17 protein-coding genes are annotated in these 20950 nt (G+C 55.9%); 8 read left to right on the top strand and 9 right to left on the bottom strand.

All coding sequences use genetic code 11. The features are described 5' to 3' along the window. Nucleotides 1-72: 72 nt before the first annotated feature. Nucleotides 73-4167 carry a putative Ig domain-containing protein gene (locus OS189_RS16775; RefSeq protein ID WP_267168489.1) on the bottom strand — a complete coding sequence of 1365 codons (4095 nt, stop codon included), beginning with the start codon at nucleotides 4165-4167 and terminating at the stop codon, nucleotides 73-75. Nucleotides 4168-4335: 168 nt separating this feature from the next. Next, nucleotides 4336-5133 (bottom strand): helix-turn-helix domain-containing protein, encoded by a 798-nt coding sequence (locus tag OS189_RS16770; RefSeq protein ID WP_267168488.1) that lies wholly within the window; start codon nucleotides 5131-5133, stop codon nucleotides 4336-4338. Nucleotides 5134-5279: 146 nt separating this feature from the next. Here OS189_RS16770 and OS189_RS16765 point away from each other — a divergent pair, with 146 nt between their 5' ends. From OS189_RS16765 to OS189_RS16745, 5 genes are all read left to right on the top strand, one after another. Next, a complete protein-coding gene (locus tag OS189_RS16765; RefSeq protein ID WP_416237492.1) occupies nucleotides 5280-6359 on the top strand; it encodes an ABC transporter ATP-binding protein in 1080 nt (359 codons plus the stop codon). Between the two features lie 3 nt (nucleotides 6360-6362). Then, nucleotides 6363-7274 carry an ABC transporter permease gene (locus tag OS189_RS16760; protein WP_267168487.1) on the top strand — a complete coding sequence of 304 codons (912 nt, stop codon included), beginning with the start codon at nucleotides 6363-6365 and terminating at the stop codon, nucleotides 7272-7274. Then, a complete protein-coding gene (locus OS189_RS16755; RefSeq protein ID WP_267168486.1) occupies nucleotides 7267-8070 on the top strand; it encodes an ABC transporter permease in 804 nt (267 codons plus the stop codon). Before OS189_RS16760 ends, OS189_RS16755 begins: the two co-directional genes overlap by 8 nt. 20 nt (nucleotides 8071-8090) lie before the next feature. Continuing rightward, a complete protein-coding gene (locus tag OS189_RS16750) occupies nucleotides 8091-9110 on the top strand; it encodes an ABC transporter substrate-binding protein (RefSeq protein WP_267168485.1) in 1020 nt (339 codons plus the stop codon). A gap of 63 nt (nucleotides 9111-9173) precedes the next feature. Then, nucleotides 9174-10859 (top strand): amidohydrolase, encoded by a 1686-nt coding sequence (locus tag OS189_RS16745; protein WP_267168484.1) that lies wholly within the window; start codon nucleotides 9174-9176, stop codon nucleotides 10857-10859. A gap of 86 nt (nucleotides 10860-10945) precedes the next feature. On the opposite strand, the gene OS189_RS16740 is transcribed toward OS189_RS16745, so the two are convergent. Together OS189_RS16740 and OS189_RS16735 are read right to left on the bottom strand one after the other, a co-directional pair. Continuing rightward, a complete protein-coding gene (locus OS189_RS16740) occupies nucleotides 10946-11416 on the bottom strand; it encodes a calcium-binding protein (protein WP_267168483.1) in 471 nt (156 codons plus the stop codon). After that, nucleotides 11359-11790, bottom strand: a complete 432-nt coding sequence (locus OS189_RS16735) for a hypothetical protein (protein WP_267168482.1) — start codon at nucleotides 11788-11790, stop codon at nucleotides 11359-11361. The genes OS189_RS16740 and OS189_RS16735 overlap by 58 nt, the downstream gene beginning before the upstream one ends. Before the next feature lie 400 nt (nucleotides 11791-12190). Here OS189_RS16735 and OS189_RS16730 point away from each other — a divergent pair, with 400 nt between their 5' ends. Then, nucleotides 12191-13192, top strand: coding sequence for a sterol desaturase family protein (locus OS189_RS16730; RefSeq protein ID WP_267168481.1), 1002 nt, complete (start codon nucleotides 12191-12193; stop codon nucleotides 13190-13192). Then, nucleotides 13189-14298 carry an acyltransferase family protein gene (locus tag OS189_RS16725; RefSeq protein ID WP_267168480.1) on the top strand — a complete coding sequence of 370 codons (1110 nt, stop codon included), beginning with the start codon at nucleotides 13189-13191 and terminating at the stop codon, nucleotides 14296-14298. The genes OS189_RS16730 and OS189_RS16725 overlap by 4 nt, the downstream gene beginning before the upstream one ends. Before the next feature lie 3 nt (nucleotides 14299-14301). Here the strand turns inward: OS189_RS16725 and OS189_RS16720 are convergent, their stop codons facing one another. Next, nucleotides 14302-15696, bottom strand: coding sequence for an amidase family protein (locus tag OS189_RS16720; RefSeq protein ID WP_267168479.1), 1395 nt, complete (start codon nucleotides 15694-15696; stop codon nucleotides 14302-14304). 154 nt (nucleotides 15697-15850) lie between these two features. Between OS189_RS16720 and OS189_RS16715 the strand changes: the two genes are divergently transcribed. Then, nucleotides 15851-16111: a hypothetical protein gene (locus OS189_RS16715; RefSeq protein WP_267168478.1), complete on the top strand. Its 261-nt coding sequence runs from the start codon at nucleotides 15851-15853 to the stop codon at nucleotides 16109-16111. 92 nt (nucleotides 16112-16203) lie between these two features. Here OS189_RS16715 and OS189_RS16710 read toward each other — a convergent pair whose 3' ends face one another. The 4 genes from OS189_RS16710 to OS189_RS16695 all read right to left on the bottom strand — a co-directional run bounded on the left by OS189_RS16710 (nucleotide 16204) and on the right by OS189_RS16695 (nucleotide 20869). Then, nucleotides 16204-17784, bottom strand: a complete 1581-nt coding sequence (locus OS189_RS16710) for an acyl-CoA synthetase (protein WP_267168477.1) — start codon at nucleotides 17782-17784, stop codon at nucleotides 16204-16206. A gap of 42 nt (nucleotides 17785-17826) precedes the next feature. Further along, nucleotides 17827-19134: a TRAP transporter large permease gene (locus tag OS189_RS16705; protein ID WP_267168476.1), complete on the bottom strand. Its 1308-nt coding sequence runs from the start codon at nucleotides 19132-19134 to the stop codon at nucleotides 17827-17829. Beyond that, nucleotides 19127-19657 (bottom strand): TRAP transporter small permease, encoded by a 531-nt coding sequence (locus tag OS189_RS16700; RefSeq protein ID WP_267168475.1) that lies wholly within the window; start codon nucleotides 19655-19657, stop codon nucleotides 19127-19129. The genes OS189_RS16705 and OS189_RS16700 overlap by 8 nt, the downstream gene beginning before the upstream one ends. 75 nt (nucleotides 19658-19732) lie before the next feature. Next, entirely contained in the window at nucleotides 19733-20869 is a 1137-nt protein-coding gene (locus OS189_RS16695; RefSeq protein ID WP_267168474.1) for a C4-dicarboxylate TRAP transporter substrate-binding protein, read from the bottom strand. Between the last annotated feature and the right edge of the window lie 81 nt (nucleotides 20870-20950).

Here is a 20950-nt window from a genome sequence, read left to right as displayed (position 1 = left end):
CGCCCCCTTTTTCATTTGCCCTTCGCAGTTATCCGATCTGCCCGAAACCTTGGCAAATTCGGGTGGTGTGGCTTACGCGATATCGAACACGCCATCCCCCAGCCGCAGGACAATTTCATCCTGTGCGGCCCCGTCCACCAAGGCCCACATGATCTGGCCGGTGGGGCGGTAGATCACAAATGCCTCTTCGGTATCGGCACGCCCCGCGCCATCGGTGTTGGTATAGTTTACCTGAAACTGGTTTGCCGTTGCATCGGCCTTGCCGAAAGCCAGAACATCCCCCTCGGCTGAGGCATAATCCTGAATCCAGTCACTGCCATGCCCCGCAACGCCGATATGAAAGAACGTATCGGCGCCAGCGCCGCCGTTGATCAGATCACTGCCAAAGCCACCATTGATGTAATCATCACCCACACCCCCGAATATCTCGTCTCCGAACGCCGATCCGGTCAATGTATCGTTTCCGGACTGGCCGATCAGCCTGTCCGCACCAAAGCCGCCGCCGATGCTGTCGTTTCCATCACCACCATAGACCAGATCATTGCCATAGCCTGCATCCACCGTGTCGTGTCCGGCGCCCGCATAGACAACATCGCGCAGATCATCGATGCTGTCGCCGCCCCGGATCAGATCATCACCGCCGCCGCCGTTCAAACGGTCGCTGCCATCACCACCATGCAGGCTGTCATTGCCTTCGCCACCGATGATCCGGTCATTGCCGGACCCACCCTCAAGTATGCTTGCCAGCAATTCATCACCCCGCAGATCACGGCCCGTGCTGTCATCAACAGCCTGCAACAGTGCAGCGGTCCGGGATGCAAAATCGGTGACCTGATACGCGGAATATAGCGTGGCATCGCTGTTGGCTGTGGCAAACCAGATTTCTTCAATCTGGCTCGCGCTACCGCTCTGAAACTCGACCTCGATACCGAGCGGGTCACCTGTACCCCAGAAGTTCCGGTTGGCAGCACTCACGATCAATGAACCGTTTGCGCCCATCGTCAGCTTCATATCCGTTTCGGGATTGATCTCGCGGTCGGTGACCAGAATAAGCCTGTCACGGGCGCCACCGGTGTCGGTAATTTTTACAAACGGGGATGCGCCGGATTGGGACTGGTCCTCGTAGGCATCCTGCACACGGCCCATATCAATGACATAGCTGTCATTTCCGGTGCCGCCGAACGCGTGCCAACTATACGCGCCGCCATAGACCATCATGTCATTGCCAGCGCCCCCTTCAAGTCGGACGAATCCGGCAATGTCTTCCCCCCCTGCATACAACAAATCGTCGCCGCCGCCGCCGATCAGCGTGTCATCACCGCCTTCGCCGGTTATGTGATCGCCTTGAGTTGTGCCGGTGATCCGCTCTGAGACAGGGCTGCCCGTAATGCCGTCCGATGTGCTGAAATGCCCCTCTTCGGCATTCTTTACCTTGTCGTAGGCATCAAACACATTGCCGGTGATCAGATCATTGCGGTTTAGCTCTGTCAGGTTTTTGATCCGGCCCAACGTCACCCCGGCAGAGGCGGACGGCCCAAGATCGAATTTGAGCAGGGTTGCAAAATCTCCCGCATCAAATGGAATCCGCCCCCCCGGTGCGGGGGCGTTCAGCGCAACCTGCGCATTCAGAACCGGCAGCGTGCTGGCCAGCGTATAGTTGTATCCGCTGACACCTGTGGCCGTGCTGGCATTTTGGTCAATCCGCAAGCTGCCGCCGAATATGCCGACCGAAACATTGTACCCCAAGCTTAGCTCGGCGCGATCATCCGCGTTCAGCGGCTCGAAGTTCACAGGCAGCAGGGTTATCGCCATCCCGAGGTCAAGATTGGGCGGGCCGGGAAGCTGCGCAGATACGTCAAAGGCAAACGAACTCCACGTACTCACACGTCCGGTTTGGTTTCCTTCATAGCTGCCCTGCCCTTCTGGTGTGATCCCGAACAGATCCGCCAAATCAATGCCGACCCCTGTTGTGGCGCCTGCACCTGTTGCCACAGCACTGCCGCCGATAAATTTCTCGACCGAGGCCACATATTTAATGCCCTGATCATACAGCCCCGCAAGATAGTCACGCGCTTGCGCAATGCTGCTCTGGTCCAGCGCGGCCGCTGCAAGACCCAGCAGACCATCGTTGGCGAACAGGTCGGGAGTAGAACTGTCCTGAATGGTGATCACGTGATCACCCGCATCCGTGTATTGCCCTTCCGTGACCGGATCAAAGGCAAGGTGGATTGTTTCTGTTCCTTCCAGCCGGTCATCCGCGACGCCGGTAAAGCGCAGCAAGGCGGTTGTATTCCCCGCTTCGATCGTCAGGCGGGGCGTGCCTTGGGGCGCGACAAAGTCGAACACCTCGAACGCGCGGCTGGCATCGGTGATCGACCAGTCAAAGCTGATGTCGTAATCTACCGGATTGCTCAGCCGGATCACAACGCCCGTTTCCGCGCCGTTTTCCAGCAATACCGTTTTATCAACACTTATCGATGGCACCGGCGCTGAAGTATCCTCGCGCAGCACAAGTGATTTTTCGACTATGCGTGTGCGCCCTGTTGAATCCTGTGCGGTGATTTCGATGTCAAAGCTGGCAAGACCGGCCGATGTGCCGCCACCCGGCTGGAAACCTGCATCCGGTGTTCCGGCGATGAGGCCGGTTGCATCATTGTATAACAATCCGTCCGGCAACCCTTCGACTGTTAGGGTAAAGGCATCGCCGTCAGGGTCTGAGAACTGCGCGCGCAGATCGTAGGTAAATGCCGTCCCGTCAAGCCGCTCTCCCAAAGAGAACCCTGTAACTTCGGGAGCGCTGCCGGTGTCCTTGTCGGGGTCTTCAATCTGGACACGTTCCATCGTGCGGCGGCCCAGCGTTTCACCAAACGGCGTGTCGGGCAAAAGCACAATCACCTCGCCCGATTGGCCTGCTACCACGCTTGTCCCTGTTTGCGGAACATCCGCGCGGATGACGAACGCGTCTTCGTCCACTGCGCCGCGCCCCTCCCGCCAGATCACGCGGCCCATGATATTATGTTTTTCAACATTACCAGCGCCGTTGTTTTCGGGATCTTCTTCATGCCACCATGCGATCAAACGGCCATCGAGCTCGATTACGCCACCAGAATATCCTGTAAGTCCGCCGCGATAGTCCTCGCCCAGTGCGGTGTCGCTGCGCAGCATTTCACCTGTCTGCGTGTCCAGTAAAGCCGCATCAAACCGAAACGCGTCACCGTAAAACCAGAAAAACGAAACGATCCCGTTGTCATGTTCGGTAATGGTGTATTTGCTGTACAGTCCATCAGGTTCGGTGTTGAGGTCAAAAAACTGCTGCTCCGGCGTCCGCGCGCCAGTGCTTGGGTCATAGATGCTGCCGTACAGGTGGAAGTCTGAGAAGTTCATCCACATCAGCACAACCCGGCCGTCCTCCAGCGGGTGCATTACCGCGCGCCGTGCTTGTGCAACGTCGGTATCCCACGTCGAAAACACATCAGTCGTAGAGGCAGCGGCGTTGCCAAAATCCAGATCGGTAATCCGCACCGATAACTGGTCGGGAACATTAGAACGGTTGCCTTCATCAAGGCTGCTGAATTCAATAAACCGACCATCAGGCATAAACTGAAGCCAGGAATTGATCACGCCATTAAACCCATCCGGCGCAAGCTCTTCACTTTCGTACCTGTAGCCAAGCGATTGCTGGGTGCCGTCAGGATTAAGGTTGAATAACTGGTATCCGCCGCCCGAACTGGCTGGCACCACCAGGTTCAGTTCTGCATCAGGTCCTTTGTACACTTCAACACTGCTGGCATTTCTACCGATCTCATAGCTGCGCAGCCCGGCGGGTTGCAGGGTTTCACGGTCAAAAAGCTGTATCTGGAAGTCGCTGCTGCCCTGTAGTGTCCAGTAGTAGCCGATGTAATCCGAACCCAATTCCACAAAATCGCTTAGTCGGGAGATCGAATGCCCGTCCGGCGGGGTGAGGTTAATGTCTTCTGGTAAATCGGAAGTGAAAGGGTTGAAAAAATCGGGGCCGTCCACATCAATTATTCCACCCTCGGCACCGTCGCCTTCCTCCCACAACAGCAGGATGCGCCCGTCATCGGTTTCGTAATACCGGCTGAGGGTTGCCTCTACGGAGGTGTTGATATCCAGAGCGACCGCGCCCAGATTGCTTGTTGAAATCATGCTTTTTCCAGTGACTGTCTATTCCAAATGCTTTGGGAAAACCATGCGAGAGTACGTATAACTGCACAACGCTTATAATCTACCCGCAAGGCGCCACCGGTTAATCTGATGAAAAATAGTCACATAACCCGAAGCCGCGGCACCCCGATCAACAGCCCTGCGCGGATTTCACAGAAAACTTTTGAGCATCGAAAACAATTCGCTTGGCGATGATATTTCAAGTTTTTGATATAAATTCCGGCGATGAACTTTTACTGTTTCGCGCGAGATGCCCAAGGTCAGAGCCGCTGATGAATTTGAATGCCCCTGCAGGACCAGCCCCGCAATCTCGGCCTCGCGTCTGGTCAGGCGTACATTCAGGGTCTTGTGGACCTGTGTACGGATCTGGTCCTGCATCGGGCCTTTCGGCGGGGCCGCGGGCACATTGACGCGCGGTTTTTGCACAGCACTGCAGTGGGCGCCCAGCAATTCCAGAAGAAGCGGCGCAAAATGTTTCAGACACCGCAGTTCCTTACGCTTGAAACGACCTGTCCGTTCTAGGCGGCTGAAAGAGATATGCGCGACAGATCCCGACGCCAGCGGCACCAGAAGCCCGACCTCGTCACGCAAACCAGTCTTGCGAAAATAATGCAGAAAATACTCGCTGGAAAAGAAGCGGTCGGGCGCAACCTCTGCCAGTTGGTACAAACCGCCGGTTTCGGGAATGGCGCTGAATTGGTAAAACGGATCAAGTCCGTATGCCCCCTCCATATACTGATCGAGAACACCATCAGGCAGCGCGCCTTGCAGTATCCACGCATCCAGCAGCACCGGCGGCGCGTCCGGATCAAACCGCATCATCAGAAATGTATGGAACCGCAGCTTCCCCTGCAACAGCCGCTTGAAACTGGCGAAAAATCTGTCCGTCCCGACATTTTTCATAAGCGAGCGCAGGCGCAGCACGTCTTTTTCTGTTAAGGTTTGCACGCCTTATACCCTCAAATTCATGCTTATGCCGCACAAACTAACCCAATAGGGTTATTTTTGTCAGCCGTAAATATCCTACGCTCGGGTTTTGAGACATGTAAGACCTCCGTTTGTTACGATGGTCGCGTCATCGGGGAGATCATATTTTGTCAACGGCGATCAGGGCGCAAAAGCTGCGAAAAGTCTATCCGGGCAAACCGCCTGTCGAAGCATTGGCCGGCGCTGATCTGGACATCAGGGACAACGAGTTTTTCACGCTTCTGGGGCCATCGGGCTGCGGCAAAACAACATTGCTGCGCATGATTGCGGGGTTTGAGCATCCGACCTCCGGGTCGCTTGACATGTTTGGCCAAAGCCTGCTGGACCTGCCCCCGCACAAGCGCCCGATCAATACCGTATTCCAAAGCTATGCGCTGTTCCCGCACCTTACGGTGGCGCAGAATATCGCTTTCGGGCTGGAAATGCTGGGCAAGCCGAAGGACGAGATCAGGAAAACCGTCTCGGAAATGGTGGATCTGGTACAGATGAGCGAGATGGCCGACCGCCAGACCAGCCAGATATCAGGGGGGCAGCAGCAAAGGGTTGCCCTTGCCCGAGCACTGGCCCCCAAACCGAAATTGCTGCTGCTTGACGAACCGCTCAGCGCGCTGGATTTCAAATTGCGCAAGGAGATGCAGCTGGAGTTAAAGCGCCTGCAAACAGAAACCGGCATCACGTTTATCTTTGTGACCCACGATCAGGAAGAAGCGTTAACCATGTCGGACCGCATCGCGGTGATGAATGCGGGGTCCATCCGCCAAATCGGCGCGCCGCGTGATATTTACGATCATCCTGCCGAACGGTTTGTGGCGGATTTCATCGGAGATACAAATTTCATTCCTGCGGTCGTTACCTCGGCAACCGAAGAAATTGCGCAAATCCGTCTTGGCACGGAGCGGACAACAACGGCGCGGCTGTCGCAGGGCGCTGCGCGCGAGGGGCAAGTCACGCTGGCACTGCGGCCCGAACACGCAAGCCTTGTCAGCCCCGATGAGGGGCTATTAAGCGGCGTCATTGATAACGTCGTGTATTTCGGTACGGATACCCATGTTCACATCCTATTGGATGACGGCACAAAATTCATGCTGCGGCAGCAAAACAGACCCGATGCAGCGCACTCCTTTTCCCAAGGGGAGCGCGCGGGAATCCGGTTTCCGCCCGATATCGCGCAAGTGCTGAAGGACTAGCGCATGGCAGGCACCTCCCTCACCGCTGAAAAACGTGCCAGCCGCAGACGCTGGCTGCTTTTGGCCCCTGCACTGGTCATCCTTGTGTTTGCTGCCAGCGGGCCGCTGCTGATCACGGTGATTTATTCGTTCCTGACGCCGGGGGATTACGGCGGTGTGGAATGGCAGTTTTCAACCGATGCGTGGTTTAACGTTTTTGCCCAGCGCGACATTTTCGATGACACGCTCAGCTGGTCCGACGCCCATCTCAGCATTTTCTGGCGGTCGGTCAAATTGTCACTGATGACAACAATCGCATGTTTGTTCTTCGGTGTACCGACTGCATATTTCATCGCAACCCGCCCCAAAAAGCAGCGCGAATTCTGGATGTTGCTGATCATCATTCCATTCTGGACCAACCTGCTGATCCGCACTTTTGCGATTCTGGAACTGATCCGCAACGAGGGCACGATCAACACCGTCCTTCTGGCGATTGGCGTGATAGATGAGCCGATCCAGATGCTATACACCGAATTTTCGATTATCGTTGGCATGGTGTACGTTTATTTGCCTCTGATGGTTTTGCCCGTCTATGCGTCTATGGAGCGGCTGGATTTCAGCCTGATCGAAGCGGCTTACGATCTGTATGCAACACGCCTGCGCGTTTTGCGCCGGGTGATCCTGCCGTTGGTCAAACCGGGCATCGTTGCGGGATCAATTCTGGTGTTTGTGCCATCGCTTGGCGCCTATGTGACGCCCCGCGTCATGGGCGGCGGCAACCAGTTGATGATCGGCAACCTGATCGAGCTGCAATTCGGGCAGGGCCGCAACTGGCCCCTGGGGGCTGCGCTGTCGATGACGTTGCTGGCAATCGTTATGGTTGCGCTTATCGCCTATGTTCGCGCTGCAGGAACAGAGGAGACGCATCATGGCTAAATCCGGCTTTAACATTCGCAAGCAGACGGGATTTACGCAGATTGCGATTGGCTGTTTTGTGATGCTCTACCTGCCCATCATCCTGCTTGTCGTCTATTCATTCAACGCCGGTTCTTCCATCGCGATCTGGGAGGGGTTTTCGTGGCAATGGTACGTTTCCGCATGGGAAAACGAACAGGTACAAGAGGCGACAGTACGCTCGTTGGTGATTGCGCTCTGGGCCTCTTTGATCGCGACATCGGTTGCCGTTCTTGCCGCCCTTGCCACCACACGCACCCCCAAATTCAAAGGGCAGACAACGGTTTTTGCCATGATCAACCAGCCCCTCATGGTACCCGAAATCGTCACCGCCGTAGCCCTGTTGATCTTTTTTGCCATGATCAAGGTCGCAACCGGATACACAGGGCTGATGTATCTGATCATCGCACACTCGGCTTTTTGTATTCCCTTCGCTTACCTTCCCATTCGCGCGCGGTTGCAAGGCATGGACCTGAGCCTGGAGCAAGCCGCCGCCGATCTGTATGCGACCCCGTTTCAGGTATTCCGCCGCATCACACTGCCTCAACTCTGGCCCGGTGTGATTGCAGGCGCGATGCTGGCGTTTGTCATTTCGCTTGATGATGTCGTGATCACCGAGTTTGTGAAATCTGCCGGACAGGATACACTGCCCACCTATATGCTTGGGCAGTTGCGGCGGGTCATCACCCCCGAAATAAACGCAATCTCGACCGTGCTGCTGGGCATATCGGTGACCATGGTTATCGGCTTCACAATACTTACGAAATTACGCAACTAAACCAACAGGAGATCACAATAATGAAAAAGACATTAACAGCTTTGACACTCGTTCTCGCCGGACCCGCGTTTGCGGAGGGAGAACTGAACCTTTATAACTGGGGCAATTACACCTCGCCCGAAATGATCACCAAGTTCGAGGAAGAGACAGGCATCAAGGTCACTGTCACCGACTATGACAGCAATGATACCGCGATGGCTAAGATCAAGGCAGGCGGCCACGGCTTTGACATCGTTGTTCCCTCGGGCACCTATGTGCCGATCTTCATTCAGGAGGGGCTGCTGATGGAAAGCAATCCCAACCAGATGGAAAACTTCAAACATATGGACCCGCAGTGGGTGGATGTCGAATTTGATCCGGGCCGCAAGTATTCCGTGCCGTGGCAGTGGGGCACTGTCGGTGTCACTGTGAACACATCGGTTTACGGCGGCGATATCAACACCGCAGCGATGGTGTTTGACCCACCGGAAGAGCTGAAAGGCAAGATCAACGTCGTTCCCGAAATGAATGATGTAATGGGCATGGCGATCCACTTTGCTGGCGGCGAACAATGCACCGAAGACCGCGACACCCTGATGAAAGTGCGTGATATTCTTGCCAAGGCCAAAACAAACTGGCTGTCGATGGATTATGGCAATATTGAAAAATTTGCCGCCAATGATCTCTCTGCCGGAATCAACTGGAACGGTGCCTCCATGCGCGCGCGCGACAAGAACCCAGATATCGCATTCGGCTACCCGCAAGAGGGCTATCCCGTCTGGATGGACAATGCGGCAATTCTGGCGGATGCGACCAATGTCGAAGAGGCCAAAACCTTTCTCAATTTCATCATGGATCCTGAAAACGCAGCGATGCTTTCTTCGTTTGCGCGGTATGCAAACGGCATCAAGGGATCAGAAGAATTCATGCCCGACGACATGAAAACCGCACCTGAAATTGTCGTGCCGGAAGAGTTGAAAGGCGCGGCTTACATCGCAAAAACCTGCTCTCCTGCGGCGATCAAGCTTTACACCGCCTTGTGGACCGAACTTCTGAAGTAAACCCCTTCTACGTCCGGCCCCTGCGCAATCGGGGGCCGGATTTTTTATGACCGGAGACAGGCAATGACCATCGCGCCAGACATCATCATCCACAACGGCAAACTGATCACGTTCGACCCCGATCGGCCTGACGCGCAGGCGCTTGCGATCACCGGCAACACCCTGAGCGCGATAGGAAGCGATAGCGAGATTAAGCAGCAGGCAGGCCCCGATACTGTGCTGATTGACGCCGCCGGTGCTACCGTATTGCCCGGGTTTATCGACAGTCATGTACATTTGTTCGGCGGCTCGGTCGAACTGACAACGCTTAACCTGTACGGCGTGGAAGGCATCGAGGCGATGGGCGATGTAATCCGTCCCTACGCCATTGAGAATCCCGATGACGATCTGATTTTTTGCGTGATGGCCGATTACAATATTCTGGGTACCGGAAAAACGCCAACCCGCCATGATCTGGACCAGATTATCTCCGACCGTCCCCTGGCAATGTTTGCACCCGATCACCACACAATCTGGGCCAATACTGCTGCCCTGCGCGCAACGGGCCAGTTGAACGGGGGCGAGGTGGACGCCGGATCATTGATTGTAATGGGCGATGACGGGCTTGCCACCGGCGAACTACTAGAACCGGGGGCTTACGGCCCCATTTTGGAAATGACGCGCCACAGGGGCCGTGAAATGTTGGGGCTTGTCACAGGCCGCGACCCCGATCCCGCCCCCACCGCACCCGAGCGTGAAATGGACAAAGACGCCATTGAAGCAGGGCTGCGCCACTGCGCCGCACAGGGTATCACAGGGCTGCATCTGATGGATGGCAACCTCTATCAGCTGGAGCTGCTGTCAGAGCTGGAGGCGGAGGGCCGCCTGCATTGCCGCACCATGGTTCCGTTTCATTTCAAAGGCACCGACGACATCAACCGCATCACCACCGAAGGCGGGGACATGCGGGACAGGTATCAAGGCGACAAAGTGTGGTGCGGTCACATGAAAATGTTCATCGACGGCGTGGTGGAAAGCGGCACCGCCCTGATGCTGGAGCCCTACCCCGGCGACATGGGCGCAAACGGCAACACGGGTGACGAGGTTTTCACACAGGAGCATTTTGTCGCCGCGACTGTCGAAGCGGATCGTCTCGGCTTTCAGATTGCGGTTCATGCCATCGGTGATGCGGGGGTACGGCGCACAATTGATGCTTTTGAGGCCGCCCGTCGCACAAACGGCAAACGCGACAGCCGCCACCGGATCGAACATCTGGAGGTCATGCACCCCACCGACATTCCACGCCTTACCGAACTGGATATCGTCGCTTCTATCCAGCCGGGTCATGCGCCCATCGGACATATATTTCCGCCGGACGGCGTGGGCAAATATCTGCACCCCCACCAGATCAAGAGTGCCTATGCGTGGCAAACAATCAGGGCGGCGGGCGGCAAGGTGATCTTTTCAACCGATTGGCCGGTCATTCCGGTTGACGTGATGCCAAACGTAAAGGCAGCTATTGCACCACTGGATCTGGGTGAAGAGTGGCCGGATCAAACCCAAAGCCTGCGCGATACGCTGGCCAGCTACACCCGTGACAACGCGTGGGTTGAATTCAACGAAGACCACAAAGGGATGCTGAAGGCAGGGATGCAGGCTGATGTTGTCGTGATGAGCCATGATCTGTACGCATTGGCCCCCGAAGCCATCACAGAGGCTTCTGCGCGTATAACAATTTGTGACGGAACAATCACCCACTCGGCAGGATAAGGGCCGACGGCCCGACCACTGGCGCACAAAACGGAACAGATCAGCGGGGAGGAAGGCCGATACCCCCTCCCCCCGCGTGACCGGTTTTACATCATTTCGGTCAGATCATAGATTTCGCCACCGATGCGTAGGTTGATTGCATCCTGACCGGCACCGTCGATCAATGCCCACATGATCTGCCCCGTAGGGCGATAGATCACAAATGCCTCTTCTACATCGGGATCACCGGCTGTCGGCGTGGTGGTTGTATTGATCTGGAACTGTGCGCGGGTGGCGTTGGTGTTGCCAAATACCAGCACATCACCGACAGCGGAGTCGTAATCCTGAATCCAGTCGGACCCGTGATCGGAAATACCGAGGTGGAAAAACTCGTCCGCACCTGCGCCACCGTTCACACGGTCGAATCCGAAACCGCCGTTGATGAAATCATCGCCATCACTGCCAAAGATCACATCCCCAAGCGCGGAGCCCGTCAGAACGTCATCACCGCCGCCACCAATCACCGTGTCCCCGCCGAAACCGCCAGCGATAGTGTCATCGCCGACATCACCGCGCAATTCGTCGTTGCCGTAACCGCGTCGCCGATGGTGGAAAATGTGATGTTTTGCCCCGCAGGAAACGCTGTACCAGCCGGCAGGCCGGAAAAGGATGTGATGGAGTCTACAAATGCCTGCGCTGCGGCCGTCGTTTCAAACGCCGGAATTGCTGTGCCATCCAGCGCAAAGACATGCACCGCTTCTTTCACAAAACTGGCGGATTGATCGCCTGAGCCTATCGGCTCCACATCGATCACAAGGATCTGGCTCACGTTGCCATTGCCCCATTGGATTTCACCGACCTGCGCATCTATATCAGCCTGATACCCGAGCAATCCACCAACAGAAATGCCATTGATCCCGACCAGATCAATAACACCTGTTGCAAACGTCACATCGGAAAGATCATCCGGTCAAACGTTGTCAAGCTGGTACGAAAATGTCGTCACAGCGTCGGGAACTTTCACAAGGACCTGTGCAGCCCCCGCACTCGAAACACGATCTTGTCCTCTGACATGCTTCAGTGTGGTTCCGTTGAGCGAATAAGTGGCCAGAGGTCAGCCCTTCAGAGTCATATTTAAGTAGAGCTTTGACTGTAAGGAGAAACTTCTTCACATATCAATAGTTTGTTCGCTCATCCGTAACGCGTTGGCCAGCGGAAGGCAGGCTTCCATAGCTGCCTGTTCCAGAACACAATCCACACCCCAGAACCCTATTTTACAAAAATCAGCACTGATCCGCCATTTTCAGGCCTCATTTCAGGATCATCTTCAGTGAAACCATTTAGAGGTCGATATGGACTTGCTATCAGAACTTTTCGCGTTGCTGCTGGACACTTTTACCAACCTCGGCTCACGGCTGGCGGTTTTCTATCTCTGCATTACAGTGTTGATCGTTGCAGTGCTGTGGATGATCCGCGGGCGGCCTACCAGCTTTCTGGCGTATCTGCTGCCAAAGGAAGTGTACCTACATAAATCCAACATCGTGGACATCAAGATTTTCATGTTCAACTCGCTGCTCGCCGCTTGCGGTGTGTTTGCAACCGTTACAATGGCTCCGCTGATGACAACCGGCGTGCTGAATACCCTTCTGAATGTGACCAATTCACCAAGCGCGCCGGTGGACACCACCTTTGGCAAAGTGGCGCTGGCGACGATCATTATGATCCTGACGCTGGATTTCTGTAAATACTGGGCGCACCGATTGCATCACGAAACCAGAATTCTCTGGCCCTTCCATGCGCTGCACCACTCTGCCGAGATTATGACACCGCTGACCGCGAACCGGAACCATCCCGTGTTTCTGGTGCTGCGCGCCTTGCTCAACACGGTTGTGGTGGGGTCGGTGCAGGCGTTGATGTTGTTTCTGCTGATGGGCAAGATCGAAATCCTGACGATCGGCACCGTGAACGCTGTGTACTTCATGTTCAACGCGCTAGGCTCAAACCTTCGGCACAGTCACGTCTGGCTCAGCTACGGGCCGATTCTGGAGCATGTCTTTATCTCACCTGCACAGCATCACATCCACCACTCGATTGACCGCAAACATTACAACAAGAACTATGGCGAAGTTTTCGCGATCTGGGATCTGATGTTCGGCACGCTCTATGTGCTACGCAGCCACGAAGAAATCACCTATGGCCTGTCAAATGCCAAGGGCGAGCGGATCGAACAGCCCTATCCAAATCTGCGCAGTGCGTTGCTGCATCCTTTCGCCGATAGCTGGCGCGCCCTGTGGAAAGGCACATCGCGCGATCCGCGTGCAAATCGCGCGCCAAAAACACAGGCCACCCCATGACGCGGGGCCTGTCCATCTGGCTGGACGCGCTGCGGGTCTGGGCGACGATCATTGTTGTTCTGTCCCATGTGGCCTACCCCAGATTCACCCGTGGCGATTACATATTCATGCGTGACCTCAATCTGGGCAGTGATAGTGTTATCGTCTTCTTTGTGATTTCAGGTCTGGTGATCGCCTATGCCGCAGGGCGCGACAACAAGCTATCGACCTATACTTTCAACCGCGCAACCCGGTTGCTTTCGGTTCTTGTGCCGGCCTTGTTACTGACATTCGCTTTTGACCAGATCGGCCGCAACATCGGACCAGAGGCGTATAATACCGGCTTTTACAACCCGCTCCCGCTGGGCGAAATGTTGCTGCGCGGGGTGACGATGTCAAACGAATGGGGTGCGTTTGATCGAGTGCGCCTTGGCACCAACGGCCCTTTATGGTCGCTCAGCTACGAGGCCGCATATTACATTCTGTTCGCAGCCGCCTTTTTCCTGACGGGGGCGCGGCGCATGGCTGCGCTGGTGGTAATTGCCATGCTTGTCGGTCCGCGTGTGTTTTTGCTGATGCCCGCATGGCTGATGGGTGTATGGCTGTGGAACTGGGTTGCCGCGGGCGGTCCTGCCCGCCTGCCAATTGGCATCGCCCGCTTGTGCGCGTGGGCTGGTCCGGTGATGTATATGTTTTGCCTTTGGTCCGGTGTTCCCGATATGCTGGCAACTATCACAGGGGCCTATTTCGAACCGGTGAATTATCGCCTCGCGCTGGCCTTTTCGGATGAGTTCATCTGGAATGCGATGGTCGGTGTGATGACTGTGATCCACATCATGGGCATGGCCCGACTGCTGCACAGTTACCAAGGCGACCACCCGCGTGTGCGCTGGTGGGCCGGTGCCAGCTTTTCGATCTACGTCACACATTACCCCGCGCTTCACCTTATTGACGCGGTATTCCCGGCCGAAACACTGGCACGGGACGGGCTGCTGGTGGCTGGTTCAATTCTGGTCGGTCTGGTGTTTGCACATTTCTTCGAACGCCGCATAAAAGAGGTCAGGCAAGCCGCCTTGTCCCTGCGTGACAGCATCCGGCAAGCGCGCAGGGAGCGTGTGGAGCCCTAGTATTTAGCCCGGATCGCACACCGTAACGCGCGGTCCGGCATTTTCGATATCCGCACCTGCAGCCAGCAGAATATCCTCTCTGAAACGGCCCGCGATCAGTTGAACCCCGACGGGCGATTTCCCGACCGTTCCGGTGGCCACCGCCAATCCCGGAAGGCCCAGAACAGGCAGCGCGCGCTGGGTCAGTTGCGCCTCCATCATCGCTTCGAACGCGCTTTCAGAGCTTACGTCCTGCTGTTGCGCAAACGGCAACTCGCCCGAGACGGGGCAGATCAGAACGGCGTAGTTTTCCATAAACTGTTGCCAGCTCCGGATCAGGCTCACGCGAGATTGCAGCGTCGTCAGCATCCCTTCGACATCCAGCGCCTTTATCCTGCTTTTCATTTGGGCATAGACAAATTGCGCGTCCGCATCCCCTTCCTGTTCAATCAGGGCGTCAGCGGCGATGCCGGTTTCGGTCATCCACAGATGTTCATTGATCGCAGCCGCTGCGCGCATCGGCGGGCAGGCCACCTCCTCCACAATCCAGCCTGCATCTTGCAGGCGTTTTGCGGCGTCGCGTAGGGCCGCCTCTACGTGTTCGGATACCGGCAGCCCGTCAGGCGCAACCGTCAGGGCCGCGCGTTTGGGAAAGGCACCGTGATCCAGCGGTACTGGCACCCACCACGGATCACGCGCATCCGCGGCAGACATCGCGGCGAGTGATAGCGCGATGTCGGGAATTGTACGCGCAATCGGGCCCGACACCGCCATCAACTGCGCCCCGATATGACGGTCCGCCGCCGTGGCATTATATGTTGCGATACGCCCGAAAGTGGGGCGAAGGCCATGCAACCCGCAAGCATAGGCCGGATAGCGGATCGAACCGGCAATATCCGTCCCTTGCCCGATTGCGCACATTCCGGCGGCAACGGCGGCTGACGCACCGCCCGATGATCCTCCCGGTGTGATTGTGCCATCGCGCGGATTGAGAGTTTGCCCGTGAAGGTCGTTTTTCGTAAACCACCTAAGCGAAAAGGCCGGCGTGTTGGTGCGGCCCACAATCACCCCGCCAGCGGCACGAATACTTGTCACAACCGGACTGTCGCTATCCGCGACCAGATCTTTTTGGAGTTTCAGGCCATTTGTCGTCGCATGGCCTTTCTGATCCACGTTCACCTTGATTGTGACAGGCACACCGCACAGCAATCCCGGTTCTTCTCCACGCGCAAGGGCCATATCGACCTCGCGCGCGGCGGCCAGCGCCTCTTCGGGGAATTCCTGTACCACAGCGTTGATCGCAGGATTGACTGCAGCAATCCGCGTCAGATGCGCCTGTGTCACCTCAACTGCTGTCAGCTGTTTCGATCTGACAGCCGCGGCAATTTCCGTTGCTGACATCCGCCAAAGATCAGACATAACCGGTTCCTTTTTCTTCATCTTGTTGCGGAGTGTGGCAGCAAACGCATGACCAGTCCATCAGGCGTGTATCCGCAGGGTGATACGCGAATGGATATCGCCAACACACAAATCTTACAGTAGTTTACGCCGGAACGCAGTATTGGAGGCAGCAATGTCCGAAGCGCATACCAACGCTATAAAAACCCACTATATCTGCCAAACCTACACCGCCAAGGGTGGGGGTGGTTTGGAAATCGGCAAACAGTTTCAATATACCACCGCAGCAGAGGCCACAGCGCGCGCCGAACGCGAGGCAAACTCTCCCGATTGTGTTGGCGCGGATGCCTATATGGTGACAGAGGACCCCAATTCGGATGAGATAGGCGAGCCGACGTTCCTTGTCCGACTCGGGACGGTGCCCGAAGCGGACTGATCCGCCGAACGATGCCACGCCACGTCCGGCATTGATCAACGCTTTGCGAGAACGCTATTTACAACACCGCGCGGCGGTTACCTCGGCCGCCGCTACGCCTGTGCTTCACCTTGGTAGATATCCATGTACCGCTCACGCAGTTCCCGCTTGAGGATTTTTCCGCTGGCATTCTTTGGCAGTTGATCTGTGATCTCGACGTGTTTGGGCGCTTTATAGCGGGTCAGGTTTTCGGCACAGTATGCGTTAATCTGCTCAACGGTGGTCTCGGCTTGCGCCTTGAGAACCACAATTGCTGTAACGGCTTCGATCCATTTGGGATGGGGCAGCCCGAAAACTGCTACTTCGGCAACGTCGGGGTGCCGGAAGATCGCCTCTTCCACCTCACGGCTGGCGACATTCTCGCCGCCGGTTTTGATCATGTCTTTCTTTCGATCGACAATGTACAAATAGCCGTCTTCATCAAAACGCCCCAGATCACCGCTGTGAAACCATCCGCCCCGAAAGGCATCGGCGGTTTTTTCCGGGTCATTGTAATATTGCAAAATCAGATGCGGGCTGCGGTGGACAATTTCGCCTACTTCACCTGTGGCAACTGGATTGTCTTCATCATCGACAATGCGGGTTTCGACATTCAGCGCCGGACGCCCTGCCGAGCCGAGCTTTCGCTTCTGGTCTTCCGGTCGCAGGATAGAGGCGATCGGCGCCATTTCTGTCTGACCGTAGAAATTATACAGACGCATATTGGGCAAGCGGTTTGCCAGTTCCTCGATCACTGCGGTCGGCATGATCGCCGCGCCATAGTATCCGGCATTCAGACTGCTGAGGTCACGGGTATCGAAATCGGGGTGACGGAGCAGCGCAATCCACATCGTCGGCGGGCAGAACAGCTTTGTGACGCCATGCGCCTCGATTGCAGCCAGCATTTCAGCCGGATCGGCCTTATCGTGCAGGATGGAAGTGGCGCCGAGATATAGATCGGGGCTGAGGAAACAATCAAGTTGCGCGCAGTGGAACAGCGGCAGGCAGTGCAGCGATATCGCATCGGCAGTCATCTCACCGTCGACGATGCAACTGGTATATTGTGCAAACAGCGCATCCGATGTCAGCAACGCGCCCTTGGGCCGCGATTCCGTGCCACTGGTGTACATCATCTGGACCGGATCATCAGGGCCGAGATCGGTCCAGACTGCGCCTTCTTTTTCGTATTCCAGAATATCCGATACCGGCAACCAGCCTTCTGGTACCTGCGCGCCGCTGTGGGGGATATAAAACTTTGGCATGTCACGCCCCAGCCCGGTATCGGCCACCTCGCAAAGCGTATCTTCGGCAATCAGCAGGGACGCACCGGAATGGTCAATGATGTAGCCGAAATCTTCGCTGTTGAGCATGAAGTTCACGGGAGTTGTGATGGCCCCCAGACGGGCAAGCGCAAACCTGAGAACCACAAAGGCGCGGTTGTTGTGGCTGAACAGCGCCACGCGGTCCCCCTTGGAGACGCCCTGCACGGCCAACCCGTGCGCCGCGCGATCAACCGCCGCGTCCAGTTCGGCAAAGGTGTCACTGTGATCCCGAAAAACCAGCGCCGTTTTATTCGGCAACCTTGCTGCAGAGCGGCGCAGCAGATCGCCGATCTGCTGGCTACGCGCACGGCGCACTAGAACGTCAGTATCCATATATTACTCCTTAATAACAGTACCGGATGCAGTCCGCGCAGATTATCCCAACAGGGCCGGCAGCGTCAGCACCAGTGAGGGAAAGGCACACAAGATCGCCACCAGCACCAGGTCCATTACCAGAAACCACATCACACCCCGAAAGATAGCAGTCGTCTTCACTAGATCGCCAACCACACTTTTGATCACGAATACGTTCATCCCTATGGGGGGGGTGATCATGCCGATTTCCAGCAGTTTGGTTAGGACGATACCAAACCACAGCAAGCTCCATCCAGATGCATCGACTACCGGCAGGATGATTGGCAATGTCAGCAACATCGCGCCAATCGGTTCAAGAAACATCCCGATCAGAAGATAGACACATACAATACCGATCATCAGCAAGATCGGACTGGTCGCTACGGACAAGATGCCGGACGAAAGGTAATCACCAGCACCAGACAGCGCCAGAAACCGCGTCAGCAGGCTTGCCCCGATAGCGATGATCAACAGGGCTGCGGTGGTCATCAGCGTTTCGCGCGCAGCGGTCAAGAAGCGGACAACCGTCATCTCACCGGTCAGGATCGCAACAACGCAGGCTAGAAACGCACCGACGGCCCCTGCTTCGGTGGGTGTAAAGATGCCGCCGAACAAGCCGCCGAAGATACCGATCATAATCAGCAATAGTGGCCATGTATCCTTGAGAGCGACAACTTTTTCAGCAAACGTCACGCTTGCGTCGCGTTCAGGTGCAAGATCGGGGTTCAACTTGACGCGAATAAGCACAACGGTGACATAGCCGAGCGCGGTCAACAGTCCGGCGGAAACGCCGCCCAGGAACAGATCTGTAATCGAAACCTGCGCAATGACGCCGTAGAGGATCAGAATGATCGACGGCGGGATCAGCGCGCCGATGGTGCCCGCAACGGCAACGGTGCCTGTCGCCAGTTCCGGATGGTATTTGTATTTCATCATCTCGGGGATCGCGATACGCCCCATCGCAGCCGAACAGGCAATCGATGATCCCGACACAGCGGCAAAACCTGCCGAACCGAAGATAGACGCAATCGCCAACCCCCCCGGCACCCCCGCCATCCAGATACGCGCCGCATTGAACATGCCCCGCGTCAATTGCGTATGATAGCTGATGAATCCCAGAAACAGGAACATCGGGATAGACGACAAAATCCAGCTTGAGGTGAACTGATACGGAACAAGGCCAATGGCCCCCCACGCAACACGTGGCCCCATCAGCACCCATAACCCGCCGAAAGAAACGCCAATAAGCGCGATGCCAATCGGCACACGTACAGCGATAAGCGCGATCAGTGTCGCAAGGCCGCTCAGGCCAATTCCTACATCAGTCATTTATAAACTTTGCATTTTCATCGGTTTCATTAAGCCCGTTACGTGCGCCTGTGACCGTCGCAATCACGCGATAGGCCGCGATCAGCACCATCAGCCCCGCACCAACAGGAATTGCCCAGTAGCTCTGCCAGACCTCGATCATGCTGGAGCCTTGCTCCATCGTCGCGCCGATATTGGTTTTCTTGATAGCTTCGTTATAGCCCGCGATCATCAGGATCGTGATGACTGCGGCTGTCAGGATGCCCGAAAACACGGAGAACCCGTTCTGCACCCGCTGGGGCATCATATCGGTCACAAATTCAACCGAGATGTGCGCGCGCTTTTCTTCGGCAACGCCAATCGCAAGAAAGACGAGCAGAATCATGTAGTAATTCGCCACAACAACGATTGTCCCCGATATGGGCGCATTGAAGACATAACGACCAACAACGTCGGCAGTCACGTGAAGCATCATCGCGATAACGCAGAGCGTCCCGATAAACGACGCTGCTTTTGCGAGTGTCGACAAGACTTTGCCAATCATTAACATGATTTTCCCTTTCTGTCGTGAATATCCGGCACCCAAAACCTTCGGGTGCCGGATCTCTGTCAGTGTGGCTTACTTGCCGTAGGTGGCAATATCGACCTTGGAAAAAATCTCGTCGTAGTAGATTTTTTCAAGTGCTGCGCCGTCTTCCACATCTTTGGTCAAATCGGTCCACTTCACAAGCAACTCTTCCAGAGCTTCAGCCGCTTGCGCGCCAGACTCGATGCCAAACCGCTCTTTGTAGATGCTTGCGATGGCTTCTTTGTCCTTGTTGATGAAATCGCGGTTCATGGCGATCATATCATCCGCGGCAGCAGTGTATTCGATCCCGAGTGCGGGTGAACGCTCTTTGCCGTCACGGCCTTCCAGGATATAGGCAAAAGTGATATCCCCCAGAAGTTTAGCCTGCGCGCGCAGCAGTGCGTTTTTCCCGTTGTCTGACAAGCTGTTCCAGCTGTCTTTGTTTATCGTTATCGGGAAGTTAAACAGCGCGCCGGGAAGGCCGACGTAGACGTATTTAACCACGTCGATAAAACCGAAGTTCACAAAATCTGCCGTGTTACTGGCCGAGCAGTCGACAACGCCCTGATTAAGTCCTTCAAGGGTTTCGTTGATCGACATAGATACAGGTGTAGCGCCCACCTCCTCTGCCCAGCGCGCCCAATAAGCACCGGCGGTACGAATGCGCTTGCCTTTCAGGTCCTCGACCGAGGTCAGCGGTTCCATGCACTGAAGAACGTATGTCGTTGTTGATCCCGCGCCCAGATAGACGTGGTTCTGCTTTTCAACTTCTTCCTGACATTCCTCACAGTTTAGCAGGACATACTCGCTTATTGCCCCTGCGAATGCGACCGAGCTTGTCTCGCTTGCGAATTGCTCAAGCTCGACCAGTTCGGAAAATTCTGCCAGCATGTTGAGTGTTGGGTATTCAGATGGAAAATATGCAGTCAGCAGCGCTGTCATATCAGCGATCCCGTCACGCACACCCGCATGACCTTCTGCAAAGCTGAGCAGTGACAGCGGGAATACCCGCATTGTAACTTCCCCGTCCGAGTATTCCTCAAGCGTCTTTGCGTAATTTTCGACCATCTTCGTTGGCTGCGACCCGGGAGGCCAGCCACCCGCAAATCTGAGCTCCTGCGCCTGTGCACCAGTGGCAAGAGCCATGATGGCCGCACCTGCAAGCATTCCTTTGATCGTTGATTTCATTTTCATTTTCCTCCTGTGGATTTTTTGTTTTGTTAGATGACCCGCCGCACGGCAGGTCGGAACTTGTTATGACAACCCCCC

This window comes from Sulfitobacter sp. F26169L (genome assembly GCF_026410285.1).
In the GTDB taxonomy this organism is placed as follows: Bacteria; Pseudomonadota; Alphaproteobacteria; order Rhodobacterales; family Rhodobacteraceae; genus Sulfitobacter.
This window is presented reverse-complemented; position numbering and strand designations above follow the sequence as displayed.

Excerpts from the sequence above, each read along its gene's own strand:
- OS189_RS16775 (WP_267168489.1), bottom strand. The coding sequence starts at position 4,167 with ATGATTTCAACAAGCAATCTGGGCGCGGTCGCTCTGGATATCAACACC.
- OS189_RS16760 (WP_267168487.1), top strand. The coding sequence starts at position 6,363 with ATGGCAGGCACCTCCCTCACCGCTGAAAAACGTGCCAGCCGCAGACGC.
- OS189_RS16755 (WP_267168486.1), top strand. The coding sequence starts at position 7,267 with ATGGCTAAATCCGGCTTTAACATTCGCAAGCAGACGGGATTTACGCAG.
- OS189_RS16750 (WP_267168485.1), top strand. The coding sequence starts at position 8,091 with ATGAAAAAGACATTAACAGCTTTGACACTCGTTCTCGCCGGACCCGCG.
- OS189_RS16745 (WP_267168484.1), top strand. The coding sequence starts at position 9,174 with ATGACCATCGCGCCAGACATCATCATCCACAACGGCAAACTGATCACG.
- OS189_RS16730 (WP_267168481.1), top strand. The coding sequence starts at position 12,191 with ATGGACTTGCTATCAGAACTTTTCGCGTTGCTGCTGGACACTTTTACC.
- OS189_RS16725 (WP_267168480.1), top strand. The coding sequence starts at position 13,189 with ATGACGCGGGGCCTGTCCATCTGGCTGGACGCGCTGCGGGTCTGGGCG.
- OS189_RS16720 (WP_267168479.1), bottom strand. The coding sequence starts at position 15,696 with ATGTCTGATCTTTGGCGGATGTCAGCAACGGAAATTGCCGCGGCTGTC.
- OS189_RS16715 (WP_267168478.1), top strand. The coding sequence starts at position 15,851 with ATGTCCGAAGCGCATACCAACGCTATAAAAACCCACTATATCTGCCAA.
- OS189_RS16710 (WP_267168477.1), bottom strand. The coding sequence starts at position 17,784 with ATGGATACTGACGTTCTAGTGCGCCGTGCGCGTAGCCAGCAGATCGGC.
- OS189_RS16705 (WP_267168476.1), bottom strand. The coding sequence starts at position 19,134 with ATGACTGATGTAGGAATTGGCCTGAGCGGCCTTGCGACACTGATCGCG.
- OS189_RS16700 (WP_267168475.1), bottom strand. The coding sequence starts at position 19,657 with ATGATTGGCAAAGTCTTGTCGACACTCGCAAAAGCAGCGTCGTTTATC.
- OS189_RS16695 (WP_267168474.1), bottom strand. The coding sequence starts at position 20,869 with ATGAAATCAACGATCAAAGGAATGCTTGCAGGTGCGGCCATCATGGCT.